Source organism: Mitsuaria sp. BK041, from assembly GCF_014193085.1.
Classification (GTDB): Bacteria; Pseudomonadota; Gammaproteobacteria; order Burkholderiales; family Burkholderiaceae_C; genus Roseateles.
Window position 1 is genome coordinate 324016 of the sequence record NZ_JACHYT010000001.1, and the last position, 18763, is coordinate 342778.

The 18763-nt window shown below is 68.7% G+C and carries 14 protein-coding genes and 1 pseudogene; 5 read left to right on the forward strand and 10 right to left on the reverse strand.

Translation table 11 applies throughout. The features are described 5' to 3' along the window. Positions 1 to 107: 107 nt before the first annotated feature. Positions 108 to 689, reverse strand: coding sequence for a cytochrome c (locus FHT38_RS01380; RefSeq protein ID WP_404932364.1), 582 nt, complete (start codon positions 687 to 689; stop codon positions 108 to 110). A 515-nt stretch (positions 690 to 1204) separates the two neighbouring features. On the opposite strand from FHT38_RS01380, the gene yihA reads away from it, so the two are divergent. Then, entirely contained in the window at positions 1205 to 1909 is a 705-nt protein-coding gene (gene yihA / locus FHT38_RS01385) for a ribosome biogenesis GTP-binding protein YihA/YsxC (RefSeq protein ID WP_255488713.1), read from the forward strand. On the opposite strand, the gene FHT38_RS01390 is transcribed toward yihA, so the two are convergent. From FHT38_RS01390 to groES, 4 genes are all read right to left on the reverse strand, one after another. After that, positions 1885 to 4227, reverse strand: a complete 2343-nt coding sequence (locus FHT38_RS01390) for a patatin-like phospholipase family protein (protein WP_183489137.1) — start codon at positions 4225 to 4227, stop codon at positions 1885 to 1887. The two genes, yihA and FHT38_RS01390, sit on opposite strands and share 25 nt — an antisense overlap. Before the next feature lie 99 nt (positions 4228 to 4326). Next, on the reverse strand, positions 4327 to 6399 hold the full coding sequence (locus FHT38_RS01395; RefSeq protein WP_183489140.1) for a DUF1631 family protein: 2073 nt from the start codon (positions 6397 to 6399) through the stop codon (positions 4327 to 4329). A 329-nt stretch (positions 6400 to 6728) separates the two neighbouring features. Next, a complete protein-coding gene (groL, locus tag FHT38_RS01400) occupies positions 6729 to 8366 on the reverse strand; it encodes a chaperonin GroEL (protein WP_091720635.1) in 1638 nt (545 codons plus the stop codon). A gap of 56 nt (positions 8367 to 8422) precedes the next feature. Continuing rightward, positions 8423 to 8713 (reverse strand): co-chaperone GroES, encoded by a 291-nt coding sequence (groES, locus tag FHT38_RS01405; protein ID WP_091720640.1) that lies wholly within the window; start codon positions 8711 to 8713, stop codon positions 8423 to 8425. A gap of 209 nt (positions 8714 to 8922) precedes the next feature. On the opposite strand from groES, the gene FHT38_RS01410 reads away from it, so the two are divergent. Further along, positions 8923 to 9084, forward strand: a complete 162-nt coding sequence (locus tag FHT38_RS01410) for a DUF3224 domain-containing protein (protein ID WP_255512020.1) — start codon at positions 8923 to 8925, stop codon at positions 9082 to 9084. A gap of 47 nt (positions 9085 to 9131) precedes the next feature. Here FHT38_RS01410 and FHT38_RS01415 read toward each other — a convergent pair whose 3' ends face one another. Continuing rightward, on the reverse strand, positions 9132 to 11072 hold the full coding sequence (locus FHT38_RS01415) for a LamG-like jellyroll fold domain-containing protein (RefSeq protein WP_183489143.1): 1941 nt from the start codon (positions 11070 to 11072) through the stop codon (positions 9132 to 9134). A gap of 71 nt (positions 11073 to 11143) precedes the next feature. Between FHT38_RS01415 and FHT38_RS01420 the strand changes: the two genes are divergently transcribed. Next, positions 11144 to 11503, forward strand: a complete 360-nt coding sequence (locus FHT38_RS01420) for a hypothetical protein (RefSeq protein WP_183489146.1) — start codon at positions 11144 to 11146, stop codon at positions 11501 to 11503. A 643-nt stretch (positions 11504 to 12146) separates the two neighbouring features. Continuing rightward, on the forward strand, positions 12147 to 12488 hold the full coding sequence (locus FHT38_RS01425) for a nuclear transport factor 2 family protein (protein ID WP_183489148.1): 342 nt from the start codon (positions 12147 to 12149) through the stop codon (positions 12486 to 12488). Between the two features lie 95 nt (positions 12489 to 12583). On the opposite strand, the gene eutC is transcribed toward FHT38_RS01425, so the two are convergent. The 3 genes from eutC to FHT38_RS01440 form a co-directional block, all read right to left on the reverse strand. Beyond that, positions 12584 to 13375, reverse strand: a complete 792-nt coding sequence (gene eutC, locus FHT38_RS01430; RefSeq protein ID WP_147240636.1) for an ethanolamine ammonia-lyase subunit EutC — start codon at positions 13373 to 13375, stop codon at positions 12584 to 12586. Positions 13376 to 13385: 10 nt separating this feature from the next. Continuing rightward, positions 13386 to 14789 carry an ethanolamine ammonia-lyase subunit EutB gene (locus FHT38_RS01435; protein ID WP_183489152.1) on the reverse strand — a complete coding sequence of 468 codons (1404 nt, stop codon included), beginning with the start codon at positions 14787 to 14789 and terminating at the stop codon, positions 13386 to 13388. 71 nt (positions 14790 to 14860) lie between these two features. After that, complete coding sequence (locus tag FHT38_RS01440; protein ID WP_147240635.1) at positions 14861 to 15940, reverse strand: pirin family protein; 1080 nt, start codon at positions 15938 to 15940, stop codon at positions 14861 to 14863. A 115-nt stretch (positions 15941 to 16055) separates the two neighbouring features. Here FHT38_RS01440 and FHT38_RS01445 point away from each other — a divergent pair. Then, positions 16056 to 16235: pseudogene (locus FHT38_RS01445) on the forward strand (transposase); the annotation flags it as partial. A 79-nt stretch (positions 16236 to 16314) separates the two neighbouring features. On the opposite strand, the gene FHT38_RS01450 reads toward FHT38_RS01445, so the two are convergent. Next, positions 16315 to 18588 carry a LamG-like jellyroll fold domain-containing protein gene (locus FHT38_RS01450; RefSeq protein WP_183489155.1) on the reverse strand — a complete coding sequence of 758 codons (2274 nt, stop codon included), beginning with the start codon at positions 18586 to 18588 and terminating at the stop codon, positions 16315 to 16317. Between the last annotated feature and the right edge of the window lie 175 nt (positions 18589 to 18763).

Consider the following 18763-nt stretch of genomic DNA (forward strand, 5'->3'; position numbering starts at 1 on the left):
CGGAACGACGAATCGGGCGAGGGCCGGCAAAAACGAAGGCCGGTGATCGGATCACCGGCCTCGTTCGTCGGCACCTGCCCCGAAAGGGGCGTCGCGCAGACGGCCGCTCAGCGCAGGCCGGCGATGTAGTCGGAGACCGCCTTGATCTCGCGGTCGCTCATCTTCGCGGCGATGGCCAGCATCTGCGGACTGTTGGGCCGGCCGCCGGCGCGGAACGCGGTCAGCTGGGCCTCGGTGTAGTCGCTGTGCTGGCCGCCCAGGCGCGGGTACTGCGCGGGGATGCCGGCGCCGTTGGGGCTGTGACAGCCGGCGCAGGCGGGCACCTGCTTGTCGGCGATGCCGCCGCGGTAGATCTTCTCGCCCAGGGCGATCAGTTCCTTGTTCTTCGCGAAGCCGGGCTTGGCGCCCTTGCTGGCGTAGAAGGCCGAGACGTTGCGGATGTCGGCATCCGACAGCGGCGCGGCCATGCCCGACATCACCGCGTTCTTGCGCTTGCCCGACTTGAACTCGTGCAGCTGCTTGGCCAGGTAGTCGGCATGCTGGCCGGCGATGATGGGATTGGCGGGACTGCCGCGGGAGCCGTCCGCCGTGTGGCAGGCGGCGCAGACTTGAGAGCTGATGGCCTGGCCCTTGGTCAGATCGGGCTTGGTGGCTGCTTGCGGTTCGGCGGCGTTGGCGGCGCCGGACATCAAAACCATACTCGACAACAAGAAAGCGGCAGTCTTCATGAATTGTTGAGGGTTGGGTGAGCGCAACCGTGGGATCTTACAATGGCACCTCTTTTGAGCCCCGCAGCGCGATGACCGATTCCAACAAGAAACCCGCTCCCGCGGCCCCAGGGAAACCCGCAGGCCGTGGTGCGGGACGCGCAGGGGGGGCGAAGAAGAAGCCCGGTCCGGGCAAGACCGGCCAGCGTGCCGCCGCCAAGGCGCGTGCCAAGGCCAACGAGAAGCTCAAGGCGCAAGGCCTGCCCCCGCCGGTCAAGCCGGCCAGCACCGAACCGCTGACGGCCGGCAAGCGCGCGCTGGCGTGGACGCACACCGCGCGCTTCCTGACGACCGCCAGCCAGCTCAAGCATCTGCCCGTCAACGGCGTGCTGCCCGCCGAGGCCCAGGCGCGCGCCGAGGCCGCGGGCGACGACGAGTTCGACGAATTCCTGGACGACGCCGACGTCGGCGCGCCCGAAGGCGACGCCGGCTCCGCGCTGGCGAGCGAGGGCGAGGCGCTCGCGCACGACCTGGCCCCGCGCCAGCTGCCGGAGATCGCCTTCGTCGGCCGCTCCAACGCCGGCAAGTCGACGGCGGTCAACACGCTGGCGCAGCAGAAGCGCCTGGCCTTCGCGTCCAAGACGCCGGGCCGCACGCAGCACATCAACCTGTTCGCGGTGGGCCCGCGCGACGCGCCGGACGCGCTGTTCGCCGACCTGCCGGGCTACGGCTACGCCGCGGTCGCCCGCGACGCCAAGCTGCGCTGGCAGCGCGTCATGGCCGACTACCTCAGCGAGCGCGAATCGCTGTCGGGCGTGGTGCTGATGGTCGATTCGCGGCTGGGCCTGACCGACCTCGACAAGCAGCTGCTGGAGTTCGTCTCCGACCGCGTCACCGCCGGCGAGGTCAGCCTGCTGATCGTGCTGACCAAGGCCGACAAGCTCAACCGCAAGGAAGGCGCCGCGGTCCTGGCGCAGGTCGAGAAGGACATCGGCGTGCTGGCCACCGAGGACTCGGACATCGGCATCACGCTGTTCTCGGCGCTCAACAAGCAGGGCCTGGAGGACGTCGCCGAGGTGCTCTATGACTGGGCCCACCGCGAGCCGGTGCTGCGATCGGACGACGAGGAAGCCGATGCCGACGCCGACCCCGATGAGAACGCCGACGCCGAGCCCGATCAGGGCCGGCCGATGAACACGTAGAGCGCGGTGCCGCCGCGCGGCGCGTAGCCGATGCCCACGTACAACGGACCCAGCCCCGTGTCCGAGCCGAGGAACACGCTGCTCGCGTAGCGCAGGTCCTTGATGTTGATGTCGCGGCGCGACAGCCAGGTGTTGCCGGCCTCGAGCGTGCCGCCGACGAAGAAGCCGCGGGACAGGAAGGGCTGGTCGTTCAGCCGCCGGTAGTAGGTCGCCCGCGTGAACAACAGCGAGTTGCCGCTGAGCTGGTTGGGGTTGTAGCCCGACAGCTGATGGAAGCCGCCCAGCGTGTAGCCGCCCAGGCCGGTGTCGTCGGGCTGCTGCGATCCGACCGCCCGCGCGTACAGGCTGACGGTGTGGCCGCCGAAGCTGCGCACCATGTTGCCGTCCATGTTCAGGCGCAGGAAACGGCCGCTGCTGAGGTTGCGGTTGTCCTGGCGGCCGCCCTGGGCCTCGACGGTGAAGCGGTAGCCGTGCTGCGGGAAGTTGGCGTAATCGAGCTGGTCAACGACGGTGCGCAGGCGGAAGCCGCGCTCGTAGCTGGTCCAGCGCAGCTTGCCCATCGCGGGCGTGGCGACGGTGATCAGGTCGGGCTTGGCATGGCGGACCTGGCTGATCACGCCCAGCCGCACCTCGCCCCAGCGGCCCCAGGGCTGCCCGACGTCCAGCCCCAGCGTGCCGTCGCGCCGCACCAGGCGCGCCTGGCCCAGGCTGGCGTTGTCGGGGTCGTTGTCGTCATAGACGATCTGCTTGCGCTGGTTGGCCTCGGCCCAGGCGCTGACGAACCAGTCGTCGGCCACGCCGAGCTTGAGTCCGAGCGGGTGGTAGAGCTCGGTGTAGAGCCGCGGCGTTTCGCCGATGGTGATCTGGTTGCGCCACTCGGTGCCCTTGCTGGTCAGCCAGTGGCGGTTGTGGCTCAGCCGCAGGTTGAAGAAGCTGTCGCCGCCCGAGTCGGTGGACAGGTCCATGCCGACGCGGAAGTAGTTCGGCCCCCAGGGCTTGTCCTCCATGTTGAAGACCAGCGTCTCGCCGTCGGCGCGTTGCTCGACGTGATAGTCGACGCGGTTGTAGTCGCCGCTGGAGGAGAGGAAGCGCATGTCGCGCTCGGCCGTCTCGTTGTTGAAGACCTGGCCGGGCTTCGATTCGAGCTGGCTGCGGAAGCGCTCCGGATTGGTGTTGTCCGAGCCCTCCAGCTTGACCGCCGCGAGCACGACGGCCGGCGGCTTCAGCCCGATGCGCGCGAACTGCCAGTCGGCATAGGTCTTGTCGTCGACGGCATAGGCGCGCAGCTGCGGCAGCAGCGCCTGGGCCGCCTCCTCGCCGGCGCGGATGAAGTCGCGCGCCTTGTCGAAGTCGCCCGAGGTCAGCTTGCCCAGCTGCGGCGTGATGAGCAGGTCCTCGCCGGCGGACATGCTGGCGATCGAGCGCTGCACGTTCTGCTCGGTCAGGATGTTGATCATCTGCGCCGTCAGGCCGATCAGCGAGTTCAGCGTCTCGCGCCCACCCACCGGGGTGCCGACGTTGACGGCGATCAGCCGCGTCGCGCCCATCTCGCGCGCCACGTCCACCGGCAGGTTGTTGACCAGGCCGCCGTCGCCGAGGATGCGGTCTTCCCACTCGACCGGCGCGAACACGCCGGGCACGCTCATGCTGGAGCGCAGCGCCAGCGCCAGGTCGCCCTCGGCCAGGATGCGCTCCTGGCCGTTCTCCATGTCGGTGGCGACGGCGCGGAAGGGCGTCGGCAGGCGGTCGAACTGGCGCACGTTGCGCACCGGCAGCGTCAGCCGGCGCAGCAGCGCCTCCAGGCCGCGGCTGGAGAGGGTGCCGGTGGGCACGCGCACCTCGCCGTCGCGCAGGCCGAATTCGATCGTCGCGGAGAACTCGAAGTCCTCCTCCTTGCGGCGCTGCGACAGGTCCTGCCGATCGACGCGGCTGGCGAAGAGCCGGTCCCACGCGATCCTCGACAGCTCGCGATCCAGGTCCTCGGCGGACATGCCGCTGGCGTAGAGCCCGCCGATGATGGCGCCCATCGAGGTGCCGGTGACGATGTCGACGGGGATGTGCTCGCGCTCGAGCACCTTCAGCACGCCGACGTGGGCCAGCCCGCGCGCGCCGCCGCCGGACAGCACCAGTGCCAGCTTGGGCCGCTGCGCCTGGTCGGCGGCGGGCGTCGGCACCGGGCCGGGGGACGGGTTGGGCGGCACGGTCTGGGCCAGCACCGCCGGCGCGGCCAGCGCGGCGGCCAGCACGGCCGTCAGCAGCAGGGCAGGCAGGCCGGGAACACCGGCGAGGCGGAAAACGGCTCGGGAATCGCGGAACACGGCGGGCATCGACGGCGGACGGGGGGCGGAACGCCCCACGGCAAGCGCCCGGGGCGCGCGCATTGTGACCCGAACCGGCCTCGGCGGCCGGCCGTGTCGTCAGCGATCGTCGCCGTGGGCGGGCGTGCGGTCCAGGTCCAGCATCAGCGTGCCGATCGCGCGCTGCAGCAGCGGCGCATCCTCGAGCTGCGTGATCAGGCCGGCGGCCACCAGCTGCTCGAGCGCGCCGCGCGTCACCGAGTGCCGCTCCTCCGGCGCCTGGCCGATGAACAGGAACATCTGGCGGCTGTCGCTGATCCAGGCGATCTGCGCGGTGATCCATTCGCTCCGGTGGAACAGGTGGTACCAGCCGCCGATGTGCACGCCGGCGATCCAGTCCTGCAGCGCGGCCTGCGCGTGCGGCGAATGTTCCTCGCTGTAGAGCGCCACCGGCACCGTCGGCAGCTGGCCGCGGTCGACCCGCTCGTAGGCCCAGCGCGAGGGCAGCTGCGATTCGCGCTCGTCCAGCAGCTGCTGCAGCAGCTCCTCCGGTGTCTGGGCCGGGCGGCGGGGCGCAGGCGCCGCCGGCGCCGCTTCCTCGACCGCCGGCAGGCCGCGCAGCACGCGGCCGTGCTGGCGCATCAGCTCGTCGAGGAAGGCCTGGCGCTGCATCGGCGGCAGCGCGATCGAGTCCATGCCGCGTTCCAGCGCCCGGACCAGCTCCGGCAACTGGGCGCGCAGCCGCTGGCGCGCCGCCTCGTCCGGCTGCGGCGACACACTGTGCAGCAGCGCGTCGACCAGTTCGATCGAGGTCTGTGCCTCCACCGCGTCGCGGCCGTGCTGGACCATCGCGTGCGCGATGACCTCGACCCAGGGGCCGAGCAGGAAACGCCGCATCAGCTTGCCGGCCTGCGCGTCGTCGAGTTGGTGCTCCAGCTGGTCGCGCAGCATCCGCTGCCACTCCTGCCGGCGCTGCTCGCGATCCAGCCGCTCCAGCGCCACCGCGCTGCGCTGGCCGCGGGCCTCGGCCTGGGCGCGGATGTGGCTGTCGACCTCGGTCAGCGCCTGCTGGAACTGCAGCGCCGAGGGATGGGCGCTGTCCAGCAGCGGCTGGATCACGCGCTCCAGGAACTGCAGGAAGGCCTTCAGGTCGACATCGTCCGGCCGCTGGAAACCCGCGCCGTGCGCGGCGATGCGGTTCAGCAACTGCCAGGTCGGGTGGTCCTGGCGCCGCAGCAGCGTCGCGTCGGCGCGGGACAGCCGCACGATCGCGACCTGCAGCCGGCCCATCAGCACCTTCAGCGGCGGCTGCAGGCTGTCGTCGGCCAGGATCTGGTCGTACAGGCGCGACAGCAGGTCGGTGCCCGGCGCGCCGGTGCCGGGGCCGAGCCTGGGCGGCGGAGCGGCCGGCGCGGCGCCGGCGGGGCCGGGGTGCGCCATCGCCGGGGTCAGCTCGGCGGCGCGGGTGTTCATCAGGTCCAGCTTCAGCGCGACCTGGTCCAGCGTCGCGTTCTGCGTCGGCGTCTCGGTGATGCTCTTGAACTGGCGCCGCCGCAGGTCCGACTCCTTCAGCGCGGCGCCGTGGCTCGTGAGCATGCCGCTCAGCTGCGCCTGCCGCAGGCCCTGGCACAGCGAGGCGTAGATCGGCTGCAGCTTCAGCGCCAGCGGCAGCGCGGCCATGCGCATCAGCGCATAACGGCCCTCGGCATCGAGGTCCACGCCCTCGATCGCGCGGGACAGCGCCTGCGCGAACAGCGCGGCCCGCAGCGGGTTGTCGTTCTTCAGCGGCCGGGCGATGCCGCGCAGCGCGGCGAAGAAGTTGCCGAGCTGGTGGAGCTCGGCGCGCGACTGGTCCTCGATGGCGGTGATCACGTGCGCGATCGCCACGTCCTTCAGCGCCTGGCCCTCGTCGACCAGGCTCAGCGACAGCTCCCCGCGGCCCGCCGCCTGACGCTCGCGCTGCAGCGGATCGCCGCCTTCGCGCGCCAGGCCCAGCAGGCGACCCAGCGAGCCTTCGAGGTCGGAAGCGAAGTGGGCGCGCCGCTTGGACCATCCGGCAAGCAGCTGGTGGTGCTCCAGCCGGCTCTTGAGCTCGTCCTGCAAGCCGTTGTAGACCGCATGCGACAGCGCGGGCACGTGGGCGAGGGTCTCGTCGACCAGGCTTTGAAGGGAAGGCGAAGCGGCGTGGGCCATCGTTTGTGACAAGTTGTCAGCGCATTATGGTCGCCCCCGATTCAAGTGACATCCCCCAGGCCCGTGGGGCCGTGCGACCTGGGGAAAGCCCCTGCGGTGCCGAGCCGACGAGGCCGGCGGGTCCGTCGATTCTGGGCGCATGCCGACCGGGATGACCAGCAAGCGCGCTGCCCGGTTCGTATCCAACGGAAACAGAGCGGGCCCGGGCGGCGATCTTTCTCTTTCCGCTGCGGCCCGCGCAATGAAAAAAGGGGTCGCCGAAGCGACCCCTTTTGCTGAGCGTCAACGATCGACGGCGGGCGTCGATCGTCGCGGGCTCGGCCGGACTCTTACATGTCCATGCCCATGCCGCCCATGCCACCCGGCATCGCGGGCGCGGCGGACTCGTCCTTCGGCGCTTCGGCGACCATGCACTCGGTCGTCAGCATCAGCGAGGCCACGGAGGCGGCGTTCTGCAGCGCGGTGCGGGTCACCTTGGTCGGGTCCAGGATGCCCATCTCGATCATGTCGCCATAGGTGCCGTTGGCGGCGTTGTAGCCGTGGTTGCCCGAACCGGCCAGCACGTTGTTGACGACGACCGAGCTTTCCTCGCCGGCGTTGTAGACGATCTCGCGCAGCGGGGCTTCGATGGCCTTCAGGATCAGCTTGATGCCGGCGTCCTGGTCGGCGTTGTCGCCCTTGATGTCGCCAGCGGCCTGACGGGCGCGCAGCAGCGCGACACCGCCGCCGGCCACGATGCCTTCCTCGACGGCGGCACGGGTGGCGTGCAGCGCGTCTTCGACACGGGCCTTCTTCTCCTTCATCTCGACTTCGGTGGCGGCACCGACCTTGATGACGGCCACGCCGCCGGCCAGCTTGGCCACGCGCTCCTGCAGCTTCTCGCGGTCGTAGTCGCTGGTGGCTTCCTCGATCTGGACGCGGATCTGCTTGACGCGCGCCTCGATGTCGCCGCCGGCGCCGTTGCCGTCGATGATGGTAGTGTTTTCCTTGCCCACTTCGACGCGCTTGGCTTGGCCCAGGTCAGCCAGCGTGACCTTCTCGAGCGACAGGCCGACTTCCTCGGCGATGACCTTGCCACCGGTCAGGATGGCGATGTCTTCCAGCATGGCCTTGCGACGGTCGCCGAAGCCCGGGGCCTTCACGGCGACGACCTTCAGGATGCCGCGGATGGTGTTGACCACCAGGGTCGCCAGCGCTTCGCCGTCGACTTCTTCCGCGATGATCAGCAACGGACGGCCGGCCTTGGCGACGGCTTCCAGCGTCGGCAGCAGGTCGCGGATGTTGGAGATCTTCTTGTCGTAGAGCAGGACGAAGGGGTTGTCCAGGATCGCCGACTGCTTCTCCGGGTTGTTGATGAAGTAGGGCGACAGGTAGCCGCGGTCGAACTGCATGCCTTCGACGACGTCCAGCTCGTTGGCCAGCGACTTGCCGTCCTCGACGGTGATCACGCCTTCCTTGCCGACCTTGTCCATCGCGTCGGCGATGATCTTGCCGATCGAGTCATCGGAGTTGGCCGAGATCGTGCCGACCTGGGCGATTTCCTTGGACGTGGTGGTGGCCTTGGAGGCCTTCTTCAGCTGCTCGACCAGGGCGGCGACGGCCTTGTCGATGCCGCGCTTGAGGTCCATCGGGTTCATGCCGGCGGCCACGTACTTCATGCCTTCGCGCACGATGGCCTGGGCCAGCACGGTGGCGGTGGTGGTGCCGTCACCGGCGTTGTCCGAGGTCTTGGAAGCGACTTCCTTGACCATCTGGGCGCCCATGTTCTGCAGCTTGTCCTTGAGCTCGATCTCCTTGGCGACCGAGACACCGTCCTTGGTGACGGTGGGGGCGCCGAACGAGCGCTCCAGCACCACGTTACGGCCCTTGGGACCCAGCGTGACCTTGACCGCGTTGGCCAGGATGTTCACGCCTTCGACCATGCGGGCACGGGCTTCGCCGCCGAAGACAACGTCTTTTGCTGCCATGTGTATCTCTCCGAATCTCTATCTAGATGAATGGGGTCTGTGAGGGTGGTCGCCGATTACTTGGCGATGACCGCAAACAGATCCTCTTCGCGCATCACAAGCAGCTCTTCGCCGTCGACCTTGACGGTCTGGCCGCTGTACTTGCCGAACAGCACGCGGTCGCCGACGGCGACGTTCAGGGCGATGAATTCACCCTTGTCGTTGCGCTTGCCCGGGCCGACGGCCAGCACCTCGCCCTGGTCGGGCTTCTCGGCGGCGTTGTCGGGGATGACGATGCCGGAGGCCGTCTTGGTTTCGTTTTCCAGGCGCTTAACGATCACGCGATCGTGCAGAGGACGCAGTTTCATCAGATCTCCTTGACTGTGCGGACTTGCTTCAAGGGCCCGCCGTGCGGTTCTCGCACTGGCCAACCCCCACAAGAAGTAAGCCCCGCGAGGGACGTCGTGGGGCTTGTTAGCACTCGACCGACGCGAGTGCTAGCAGGGAGATTATATGGACCGGCTTGGCGCTTTCAAGGGCGGGTGTCGACATTCAGCTAACTTGGGAGGGGAGCTTCGTGCTGATGCACACCGGCGAGATGAACCGCGGCCAGCCGACACTGACCGTGCAGGTGGTGCCGGATTCAGGGACCGGCGGGCTGACCGGGCTCAGCGGGCAGCTGAGCGTCGACATCCGGGACGGGCGGCATTTCTCTGAGCTGGCGTATGAGTTGACGTGAAGCTTCCGCGCTCGCCTTGCCCCCGCCCAAGGGCGGGGGCAAGGCTGTCAGCGGGCGAGGTTCGCAACGGCGGCGGCGGTCAGCGCTCCGCTGTAGATCCGGAAGTCCTGCATCCGCCCCTTAAAGAATGGATCGCCCCCGTACTGCGAGCGTCCCAGCCAGTTCCGCGTCGTGTGGCCGAACTGATAGGGCGCCATCCAGATTTCGGGACTGGTGGCGACCGGTGAGCCGTCGACGTAAAGCGTGCCGACCGTGCCAGAGAGCGTGATGGCCACATGGGTCCAGCGACCGTTGGGCGGAATGGGCGCCGCCAAGGGCGACGGCATCCAGAACTGATTGCGTGTGGACATGAGGCGCATCAGGCTGGGGACGGGCGGGCGCGTCGACTCCCGCGGGGTGAGCGCCATGTACGACACGTCGTTGGAGCCGAAATCGAAGAAGCGCGAACTGGCGCCGGTGTTGTCGCAGTAGACCCACATCGCCACCGTGTAGTCGCCCAACGCCGACACCACGCCATCGACCAGGCGCACATGGGCACGGCGGCCGTCGAACACGACGCAGGTGCTGCCGTTGCGCCCCTCGCCCCAGGTCGCGCCTTCCATGAGCACGCCATATCGGCCGTTGCCGCTGAGGTCATCGGTGCTGCCGTTGAGTGGCAGATGCAGCCACAGTTCTCCGGGCACCGCCACGCGCAGGGTGTCCGCCCCGACCCGCTCGCCCTGGCCGGTGACGGCGCTGATGCGGTAGTACCAGGTGCCCGCAGCCGGTGCGTCGGTGTAGGTGCGCGGGTCGGTGACTCGCGCAAGGGTGGTGAAGGGGCCGGCGGAGGAACTCGCGCGCTGCACCAGATAGTCCGTTGCGTCGGCGCTGCCCCACCACGACATCAGCACCTTGCCCTCATGGAGGACGGCGCTCAGGCCGCTCGGCCGGGCGGGCGCGACGGCGTCACGGACGTAGAGCAAGGATCCCAGGCCCGGCGAATCCCCACCGTCCACCCGTTCAGGACGCTGCTTGTTCACCATCTTCTGGGTCCATGGGGCCGACAGGCCTTTGCGGGCGACGTAATGGTTGAGGATGAGTTCCCAGCAGGGGCGAGGGTTGTCCCCACCGGACACCGTGGTGCTGGATCCATGGACGCCGGTGTAGGGGGTGAAGGGCATCGGGTACGCGATGTAGTCGGGCGGCGGTCCGACCAGGACGTTGGTCTTCGCGACGTACTCCGCACCGGCGAGGAGGCGGTTGTTCCAGAGCCCGTAGAGGTCCTCGCCCTGGTTCCAGGCCATCTCGCACAGCATGCCGGCCAGCGCGATGCCAAGGGTGGAGTGTCCTTGGTCGCGGTGGCTTTCCTGCCACTGGCCCAGGTAGCCGGGATGCAGGTAGTAGACGTTGTTGCCGTGCGATCCACAGCCTCGGCCGTTCTTGTAGTAGTTGCTGGCCTCAGCGACGATGTCCGGTCGGTCGCAGAACACGCCGATGGCATACATGCTGCAGACGTTCGCCAGGTCCCAGTTGGCCCAGTAGTGCGTGACCTTTCTGATCTCGGTGCCGTTGTGGTCGGTGAGGAACGCGTGGCACTCCGGATAGAACACGTTGAGCAGCATGGTCTGGAACCGTGCGACGTCCTCCTTGGCCCAACCCGGATAGGTGCGCATCACCTCGGCGGCATTGGCCCATTGGTTGCCGTAGAGGCCCGACGCCAGGTAACGATTGGAATCGCCGGCCAGCCGCTTCAAGGTCGACGACCAGGCATTGAGGAACTTCACCGCGTCTTTCGCATAGGCCTCGTCGCCGGTGACCTTCCAGCGCAGCGCGAGGTGATACGCGCGCATCATGTCGGTGACCATCACCCAGAAGTTCTCGCCGGTTCCGCCGCGACTCACGACTTCCAGCGGTGAGGGCTTCACGCCCAGCTCGGCACGACGCGCGGCGAGCAGCAGGTTCCAACTGCCGAGCCAGGGCTGCCTGCCGGCGGCGACCTGATCGCGCATGCGCTGAAGATCCGTCTGCGTATGAAGCAGCCCCGGATGGAGCAGCCCGCCTGGCGCAGGCGCAGGCGCGGGTGCCGGTGCGGGCGTGGGTGCCGGTGCCGGTGCGGGTGCAGGTGCAGGTGCAGGTGCAGGTGCAGGTGCAGGTGCAGGTGCAGGTGCAGGTGCAGGTGCAGGTGCAGGCGCAGGCGCAGGTGCGGGTGCGGGTGCGGGTGCGGGTGCGGGTGCGGGCGCCGGTGAAGGCGCGGGTGCAGGCGCAGCCGGGGCGGGCGGCATGGGCTCGGTCGGGGCGGGAGGGGGCGCCGGCGCCGGCGCGGGGGCTGGAATCGGATCGTCGGGCCGAGGATCCGGTGTCGTGTCGGGCGGCGGCGGCGTCCCGATGCCCGCCGCCGCTTCATCCGCTCCGCCGAGCAACGGGGTACCCGCCTCGCTGACCGGGCCGCCGCCGCATCCCGGCAGAAGCGGCAGGATCGGGAACAGGCCGACGCCCAAGGTCAGCAGGCGCCGGTGCGCGTCCGGAAAGTCGTCAAGGGCCGCGTGCTCCGCCCCGGGTCTGAATATCGTCATTGCGGTGGTCTTGTTGAAGTGCGCCACGCTATGGCCGGCGTGCGCGGCAGTCATAACGGCGCGTGATCGCGTGGCTGATCTCGCCACTTCGTCACGCAACCGGATGGCTTGGCTGGCGCGGTTCACGCATCACGGTGGCGGCGCCGGCCACACCGGGCTGCAGCGTCGCCATGGCGAGCCCCCTCTCTCGCGTCGTGCGACCCGCCTTGCGCTCCCCCTCGCTGCGAGCCAGCACGACGTCGAGCCGCTTTTGGCGTCGATGACCGATTGCAGCGAAATGCCGGGCTACTCGAGTGTTTGCGGCGATTTAGCGTTAAATCGTTGCGGCGGCATGATAGGTCGGGCGTTGAATGCGGTGCCCCTGGAATTCGCTACATGAGGTAACGGCGCCGCAACGGGAATTACAGAAGTTGTGTCGAACGAGACTTCTTGCCACAGGACACGGACACGGATCCAGGTGGCAAGCGGGTTGCCGTTGTTGTTGGGACCGATCTGACCAGGAGAACCTGCATGTCTCACGCCCATAAATCGATTCTTGAGAAGGCGAACGCGGCCATCGTCAAGCGCGACTTCGAAGGATTCCTGCGGTTCTGCACCGAGGATACCGAGTGGACCTTTGTCGGCGAGCGGACGCTCAGGGGCAAGGAAGCCGTTCGCAAGTGGATGGCCGACACCTATCGCGAGCCCCCCGAGTTCGACGTCCATCGAATGGTGGCAGAGGGCGACTTCGTCATTGCGATCGGCGAGATCACGCTCAAGGACGACAAGGGGGAAGCCTCCCGGCATGAGTACTGCGATGTCTGGCGCTTCCGTGATGGCTTGTTGGCTGAACTGCGCGCTTTCGTCGTCTAGCGTCCCGGAGCCGCCCACCGAGTCCGATCAACCTGACAACGGTCGGAACCATCGGACGCAGCCATCGATATCCGCGGCGGCCGCTGCCTCCGTGATCAGCGCCTGTCGAGCCGGAACGGCTCCCGAGTCTCGACCGCCGGCGCCACTTCCACGCTTTCATCCTTCAACGCAACACCCGTCACCTGACGAGCCCGCGCTTCCTGGAGCAACCACGCCAGCCGCGCCGCCGCGGTGGCCGGCGCCAATCCTTCCGGTCGCACGTTGGAGATGCAGTTGCGCTCCGCGTCCACGCGGCCGGGGCGAGGCGCCCAGGTGACGTAGACGCCCATGCTGTCGGGGGAGCTCAATCCAGGGCGCTCGCCGATGAGCACCACGACGAGCTTCGCTCCCAGCGCTTGACCGATCGGATCTCCGATCGCGACGCGCGCCTGACGGACGATGGCGACGGGCGACCAACGCCAGCCGTCGGCGAGCAGCGGCCGGAGCGCTTCGACGAACCGGACCGCATGCCGCTCGATCGCCAACGCGGACAGGCCATCGGCCACGACCAGCGCCAGATCCGGCTGCTGTTGCGCATCGAGCGAGGACAGCACGGCCGTCGACCGGTCGTCGAGCCGTCGACCGAGATCCGGTCGCTGAAGGTACGCCGCCCGATCCGCGGCGGCACTGTGCAGATCGAGCGTTTCCAACCCGGCCTCGTTCAGGGCCGCCGCGAGCGCCACGTGATCCAGCTCGCGATGCACCGCGTCCCGCGCCTGCGCATGGGCCAACTGGAAGGCCAGGTGCGCCGCCGTCGGCTGGCTGACGCCCGCTCGGCCCAGCCCGATCCGCGCCGGCGTGTGGCGCCGCAGCGTGTGCCAGGGATTGGGAGTGATCGCGTCGCTCATGGTGTTTCGCTCACGACGATGGCAGCAAGGCAGCGAAGGCCGGGGACATGGCGTCGACCAGATGCCCCGGCGCGCCGGGTCGCGCGATGCGCATGCGTTCGAGCCAGCGCTCGAACTCCGGCGCGGCGCGCAAGCCCAGCACCCGCCGGGCGTACAGCGCGTCGTGGAACGAGGTCGTCTGGTAGTTGAGCATCACGTCGTCCGAGCCCGGGATGCCCATGATGAAGTTGCAGCCCGCCACGCCCAGCAGCGTGAGAAGCACATCCATGTCGTTCTGATCCGCCGCCGCGTGGTTCGTGTAGCAGATGTCGCAGCCCATCGGCAGGCCCAGCAGCTTGGCGCAGAAGTGGTCCTCCAGCCCGGCCCGGATGATCTGCTTGCCGTCGTACAGGTACTCCGGCCCGATGAACCCGACCACCGTGTTCACGAGCAGCGGCTCGAAGTGCCTCGCCACCGCGTAGGTCCGGGCCTCGAGGGTCTGTTGGTCGCAACCGTGGTGCGCGCCGGCGGACAGCGCGCTGCCCTGGCCGGTCTCGAAGTACATCACGTGCTGCCCGCGTTGGCCGTCGTCGAAGTAGGCGCCCCGCGCCAGCGACAAGGCCGCCGCGCGCGCCTCGGCCAGCAGCTTCAGGTCGACACCGAAACTGCGGTTGGTCGCTTCCGTGCCGCCGATGGACTGGAACACCAGATCGACCGGCGCGCCGCGCTCGATGCACTGCATCGTGTTGGTCACGTGCGTGAGCACGCAGCTTTGGGTGGGGATCTCGAAGCGCTCGATGACCTCCGCCAGCAGGCGTAGCAGATGCGCGACCTGGGTCAGGTTGTCGGTGGCGGGATTGATGCCGATGACCGCATCGCCGCTGCCGTACATCAGACCGTCAAGCACGCTCGCGGCGATCCCGCTGGCGTCGTCGGTCGGATGATTCGGCTGCAGGCGCGTAGACAGCCTGCCCGTGAGTCCCAGCGTATTGCGAAAGCGTGTGACGACCTGGCACTTGCGAGCGACCAGGATCAGGTCCTGGTTCCGCATGATCTTGCTGGTCGCAGCCACCATCTCGGGCGTGAGGGCGGGCGCCAGGCGCGTGAGCGCCGCGGTGTCCGCCGCGTCCGAGAGCAGCCACTCGCGCAACCCGCCGACCGTCAGGTGGGTGATCGGCTGGAAGGCCGCGGCGTCGTGGCCGTCGACGATGAGTCGGGTGATCTCGTCGTCCTCGTATGGGATCAGGGCCTCGCTGAGGAAGGTCTTCAGCGGCAGATCGGCCAAGGCTATCTGCGCGCCGACGCGTTCCTGCTCAGACCCGGCGCAGACGCCGGCGAGCCGGTCGCCCGAACGCTCCGGTGTGGCCTTGGCCATCAGCTCGCGCAGGCTGTCGAAACGGTAGGTGATGGCGCCGACGCGCTGGGAAACATTCATCGCTGCCTCCTTGCGTCCAGCTTAACCGTGTCCCTGTCCGATCGTGTGACCGGCGCCTCGCTTGCGGTGACTCAGTCTTGCGCCGGCGGCCGCTCCGTCCGGCCGTCCGCATGCCGCGCGAATCGGTCCTCCTGGTCGCCGTGCACCGGGGCCGGGTCCGGCCACGGCCAGCCCCCGAACTCGGTGCGACGGTAGTCCTCGAAGGCCTGACGCAGCTCCTGCTCGGTGTTCATGACGAAGGGGCCGTACTGCGCCACCGGCTCGCCGATGGGACGGCCCTGCAGCATCAGCAACTCGGCGGGTTCTTCGCCATTGACAAGCACGACGTCGAGGCCGGCCCGCACCTCGATGGAATGGCCGACGGTCACGGGCTCGTCGCCGATCGTGATGCGGCCGCCGGCGAAGAAGTACAGCTTGCGTCGCGTGCCGTCGCCCAGTGCCGCGGGCAAGGTCCATTGCGCGCCGGGCTCCAGGCGCAGGGTCCACATGGCCAGGTCCGAATGCAGCCGCGAGCCCCACGAGTCCGGCGGCGGCGCGAGCGGCTTGGTCACCGTCGCGCCGGCATGAGCGGCGTCCGGCAGGGCGCCCGCGATGACCACCACCTCCGTCGCGCGTCCGGCGTCGTCGACGAAGGTGTGCCGCGGGATGTCCTGCGACCAGAACATCGTGAAGTGCGGCTCCACCATCTTGCTGTCCGCGGGCAGGTTGAGCCAGATCTGGAACAGCTCCAGCGGGTTGGGACGGTCGGTGTGCAGCAGCGGGAACATCTCCGCGTGGACGATGCCCTTGCCGGCCGTCAGCCACTGCACGTCGCCGCCGCCGAAGCGCGCGCCGGCGCCCAGCGAATCGGAATGGTCGATGCGGCCCTGGCGCACGATGGTGACGGTTTCGAAGCCGCGGTGCGGGTGGGCGGGGAAGCCAGGCACCTGCTGGCCGTGGTACATGCTCCAGCCGTCCTTGCGCGAGAAGTCGGAACCCATCTGCCGGCCCGCCAGCAGCGAAGCATCCGGGCCGTACCGGCCGTTGCCGCGCGGATAGGCGTCGTCGTGGTGGACGCAGAACAGGAAGGGGTCGACCGTGTCCCAGGGCATGCCCAGGGGCTGAACGGAGAGGACGGGAGAGGCGGAGAGGTCGGTGCGGAGGGTGGTCATGGCGGGGCCCCAAGGGCCCTCACCCTAACGCGAAATCGTGCATCGTGCTGGGGGCATGCTGGAAGGCGGCGGTCAGCCTGAACCTCTCGACGAAGAAGACGCGCAAGCCAAGACCGGCACGGCGGTGGACGCGACGTTGATCTCGGCGCCCAGCTCGACGAAGAACGCCTCGGGCGAACGCGACCCTCAGATGAAGCAGAGCAAGAAGGGCAACCAGTGGTACTTCGGCATGAAGGCGCATATCGGCGTCGATGCCGAATCGGGCCTGGTCCACTCGGTGCGCGGCACGGCGGGCCCCTTCATCCCGGCCACGAGGCATCGGCCAACGTGTTGTGCAGAACTTCCCTGACGAGTCGACGTCACTTGAGTCGACGTCACTTCGCCAGCGCCGCGATCTCGGCAGCGTTCAATGCGCCCACCTGGACGCGGAAGTCCTGGATGCGGCCGTTGAAGGACGGATGCCCCCAGTTTCGACCCAGGAAGGTGACCTGGTCACCGACCTGCCGCGGCGACAGCAGGATGTCGTCGGCCTTCGCCACCTCCACGCCGTCGAGGTAGAGCCGCCCGGTGCCCGCCCGGAGCGTCACCGCCACATGAGCCCAGCGCCGGATGGGCAAGGGCCCCGGCGCCTCCATGCCTTGCGAGTCGTTGTGGGTTGCGCCTGCAATGGCGAATCGCAGCCCGCCCCGGCCGCTCTGGGGCGCGATGCACATATAGGAGAAAGCGTCGTTCCCGGCGAAGAACAGGCAGGTGTCCCAGCGCAGCGCATTCGCATACGCCCACAGCGACACCGTGAAGTCCTCCAGCCCGCTGAAGATCCCGGCGGGCAACTGCAGGCCCGCCTTCTTGCCGTCGAAGACGATGGCCTTGTCATCCCGGCGTCCGTCACCCCAGGCCGCGCCGTCCAGCAGCTTGCCCTCGATGACGCTCCGGTTGCCGTCGGCGCCCAGCAGCGCGCCGAAGGTCTCCGTGCCGTTCCGGCCATTTAGCGGCAGCGACAAGCGGTCCTCGCCCGGCATCACGGCCCGCACCGCCGGGGAACTGGCGCTCGCGCCGTTGCCCTGCGCGGTGACCTGGTAGAACCAGACGCCGCTGGGGGGCGCGTCGCTGTAGGTCAGCACCTCGCTCGCCGAGACCGTGCCCAGCAGCGTGAACGGCCCGGCGGCCCGGCTGCCGCGCCGGACGGCATAAGCGGTGGCGCCCACGCTGCCCCACCACGACAGCACGACGCGATCGCCGCGCGTGTGCGCCGTGAGGCCGGAGGCCGGCTTCATCGGGGCGGTGTAGTCCGCGCGGCGGTGGATCAGCGTCGGCCACCAGATGTCGTCGCTGCTGCCGCCGTACTTCGGCTCGCACAGCTTCACCATGCGCGCCACGTTCGGCGCCGCCAGCCCCATGCGGTTCACGTAATGGTTGTAGATCGGCTCCCAGGCGTTGCGGCCGTGCTGGAAGGACTGGTTCACCTCCGTCCACAGCGAGGTGTGAGGCTGCGTCGGATTGTGTTCACGGGCGAACGGCATCGGATAGGGCTTGCCGTTCTCGTCGAGCAGGTTGGAGCGCGCCACGTACTCCGCCGCCGACAGGAAGCGGTTGTTGCCCAGCCCATAGAGATCGTCGCCTTGGTTCCAGGCCATCTCCATCACGTCGCCGCCCAGCGACATGCCCAGCGTCGCGTGGCCCTGGTCGCGGCCGCTCTCCTCCCACTGCCCGAAGTGGCCCGGGTGCATGAAGTACACGCCGTGGACCATGGAGCCGTTGCCGAAGTTCCTGAGCTTGCCGCGGTTGTTGCCTGCGTAGCAGTCGCAGGCCAGCCGGTACAGGTCAGGCTGGTCGCAGAAGATACCGATGGCCATGGCGCCGACGATCGAGGCCATGTCCCAGTTGGCATGGGACCCGATGCGCCCGTCGCTGAGGAACCAGGACGAGATCGAGCCGAAGACCTTGAGCAGCATGTCCTGGAAGCGCTTCAGGCTCTCCGGCGCCCAGCCCGGGTAGGTGCGCAGGATCTCGCCGATCTGCGCCAACTGGTGGCCCTGCATGCCGGCCATCAGGATGAAGGTGTGGTCGTCATGGGCGGTCGATCCGGGCGGCACCGTCCCGACCTCCTTCAGCGTGCTGGCCCAGGCGTCCAGGAACTCCACGGCCTTGTCGGCATAGCGGTTGTCCGGCGGGTCCGACAGCTTCCAGCGCAGGGTCAGCGTCCAGGCGCGCCAGATGTCGACGTACAGGTTGTTCTTGCTGCCGTCGGCGCGGTAGACGGCAGGCAGCGGAAAGGGCCGGGTGTCCAGGCTGGCGAAGCGGTCGGCGCTCAGCTTGTTCCACCAGCCCGTCCATGGCTCCTGACCCGCCTTGATGTGGGCGCGGATGCGCGTGAAGTCGTCCTCGGTCACCAGCAGCCCCGGGTGGCGGAAGACGCCGCTCTGTGAGGCCGGGATGCGCCCCGCCGGCGAGCCCGCGGAGCCGTCAGGCGTCTTCGCATCGGCCACGGCCTCGCCCCCGGCGGCCTTGCCTTCCGAGTCGCCGTTGACGCCCCCGCAGGCGGGCAGCAGCGGCAGCATCGGCAACCCGAAGAGTCCCGCCGACAGCCTGCGGCGGGTGGTGTTGACAGGGGCCTCGCCCTCGTCGAATGGGAATTTGTTGCCGGACATTTCACGCCTCCAACCTCCGGTGACCCGGTAGGTGTTTTCCATCGATAGTTCATGCGCCGGCCGAACTAACATGCCGGGATTTAGCGTTATATCAATAACCTGGTCGGGCTTCCGTTACCTTTCGTTCCCCGCTCCTCATGAACACATCAATCAAGAGACAACGACTTGCCGCCCT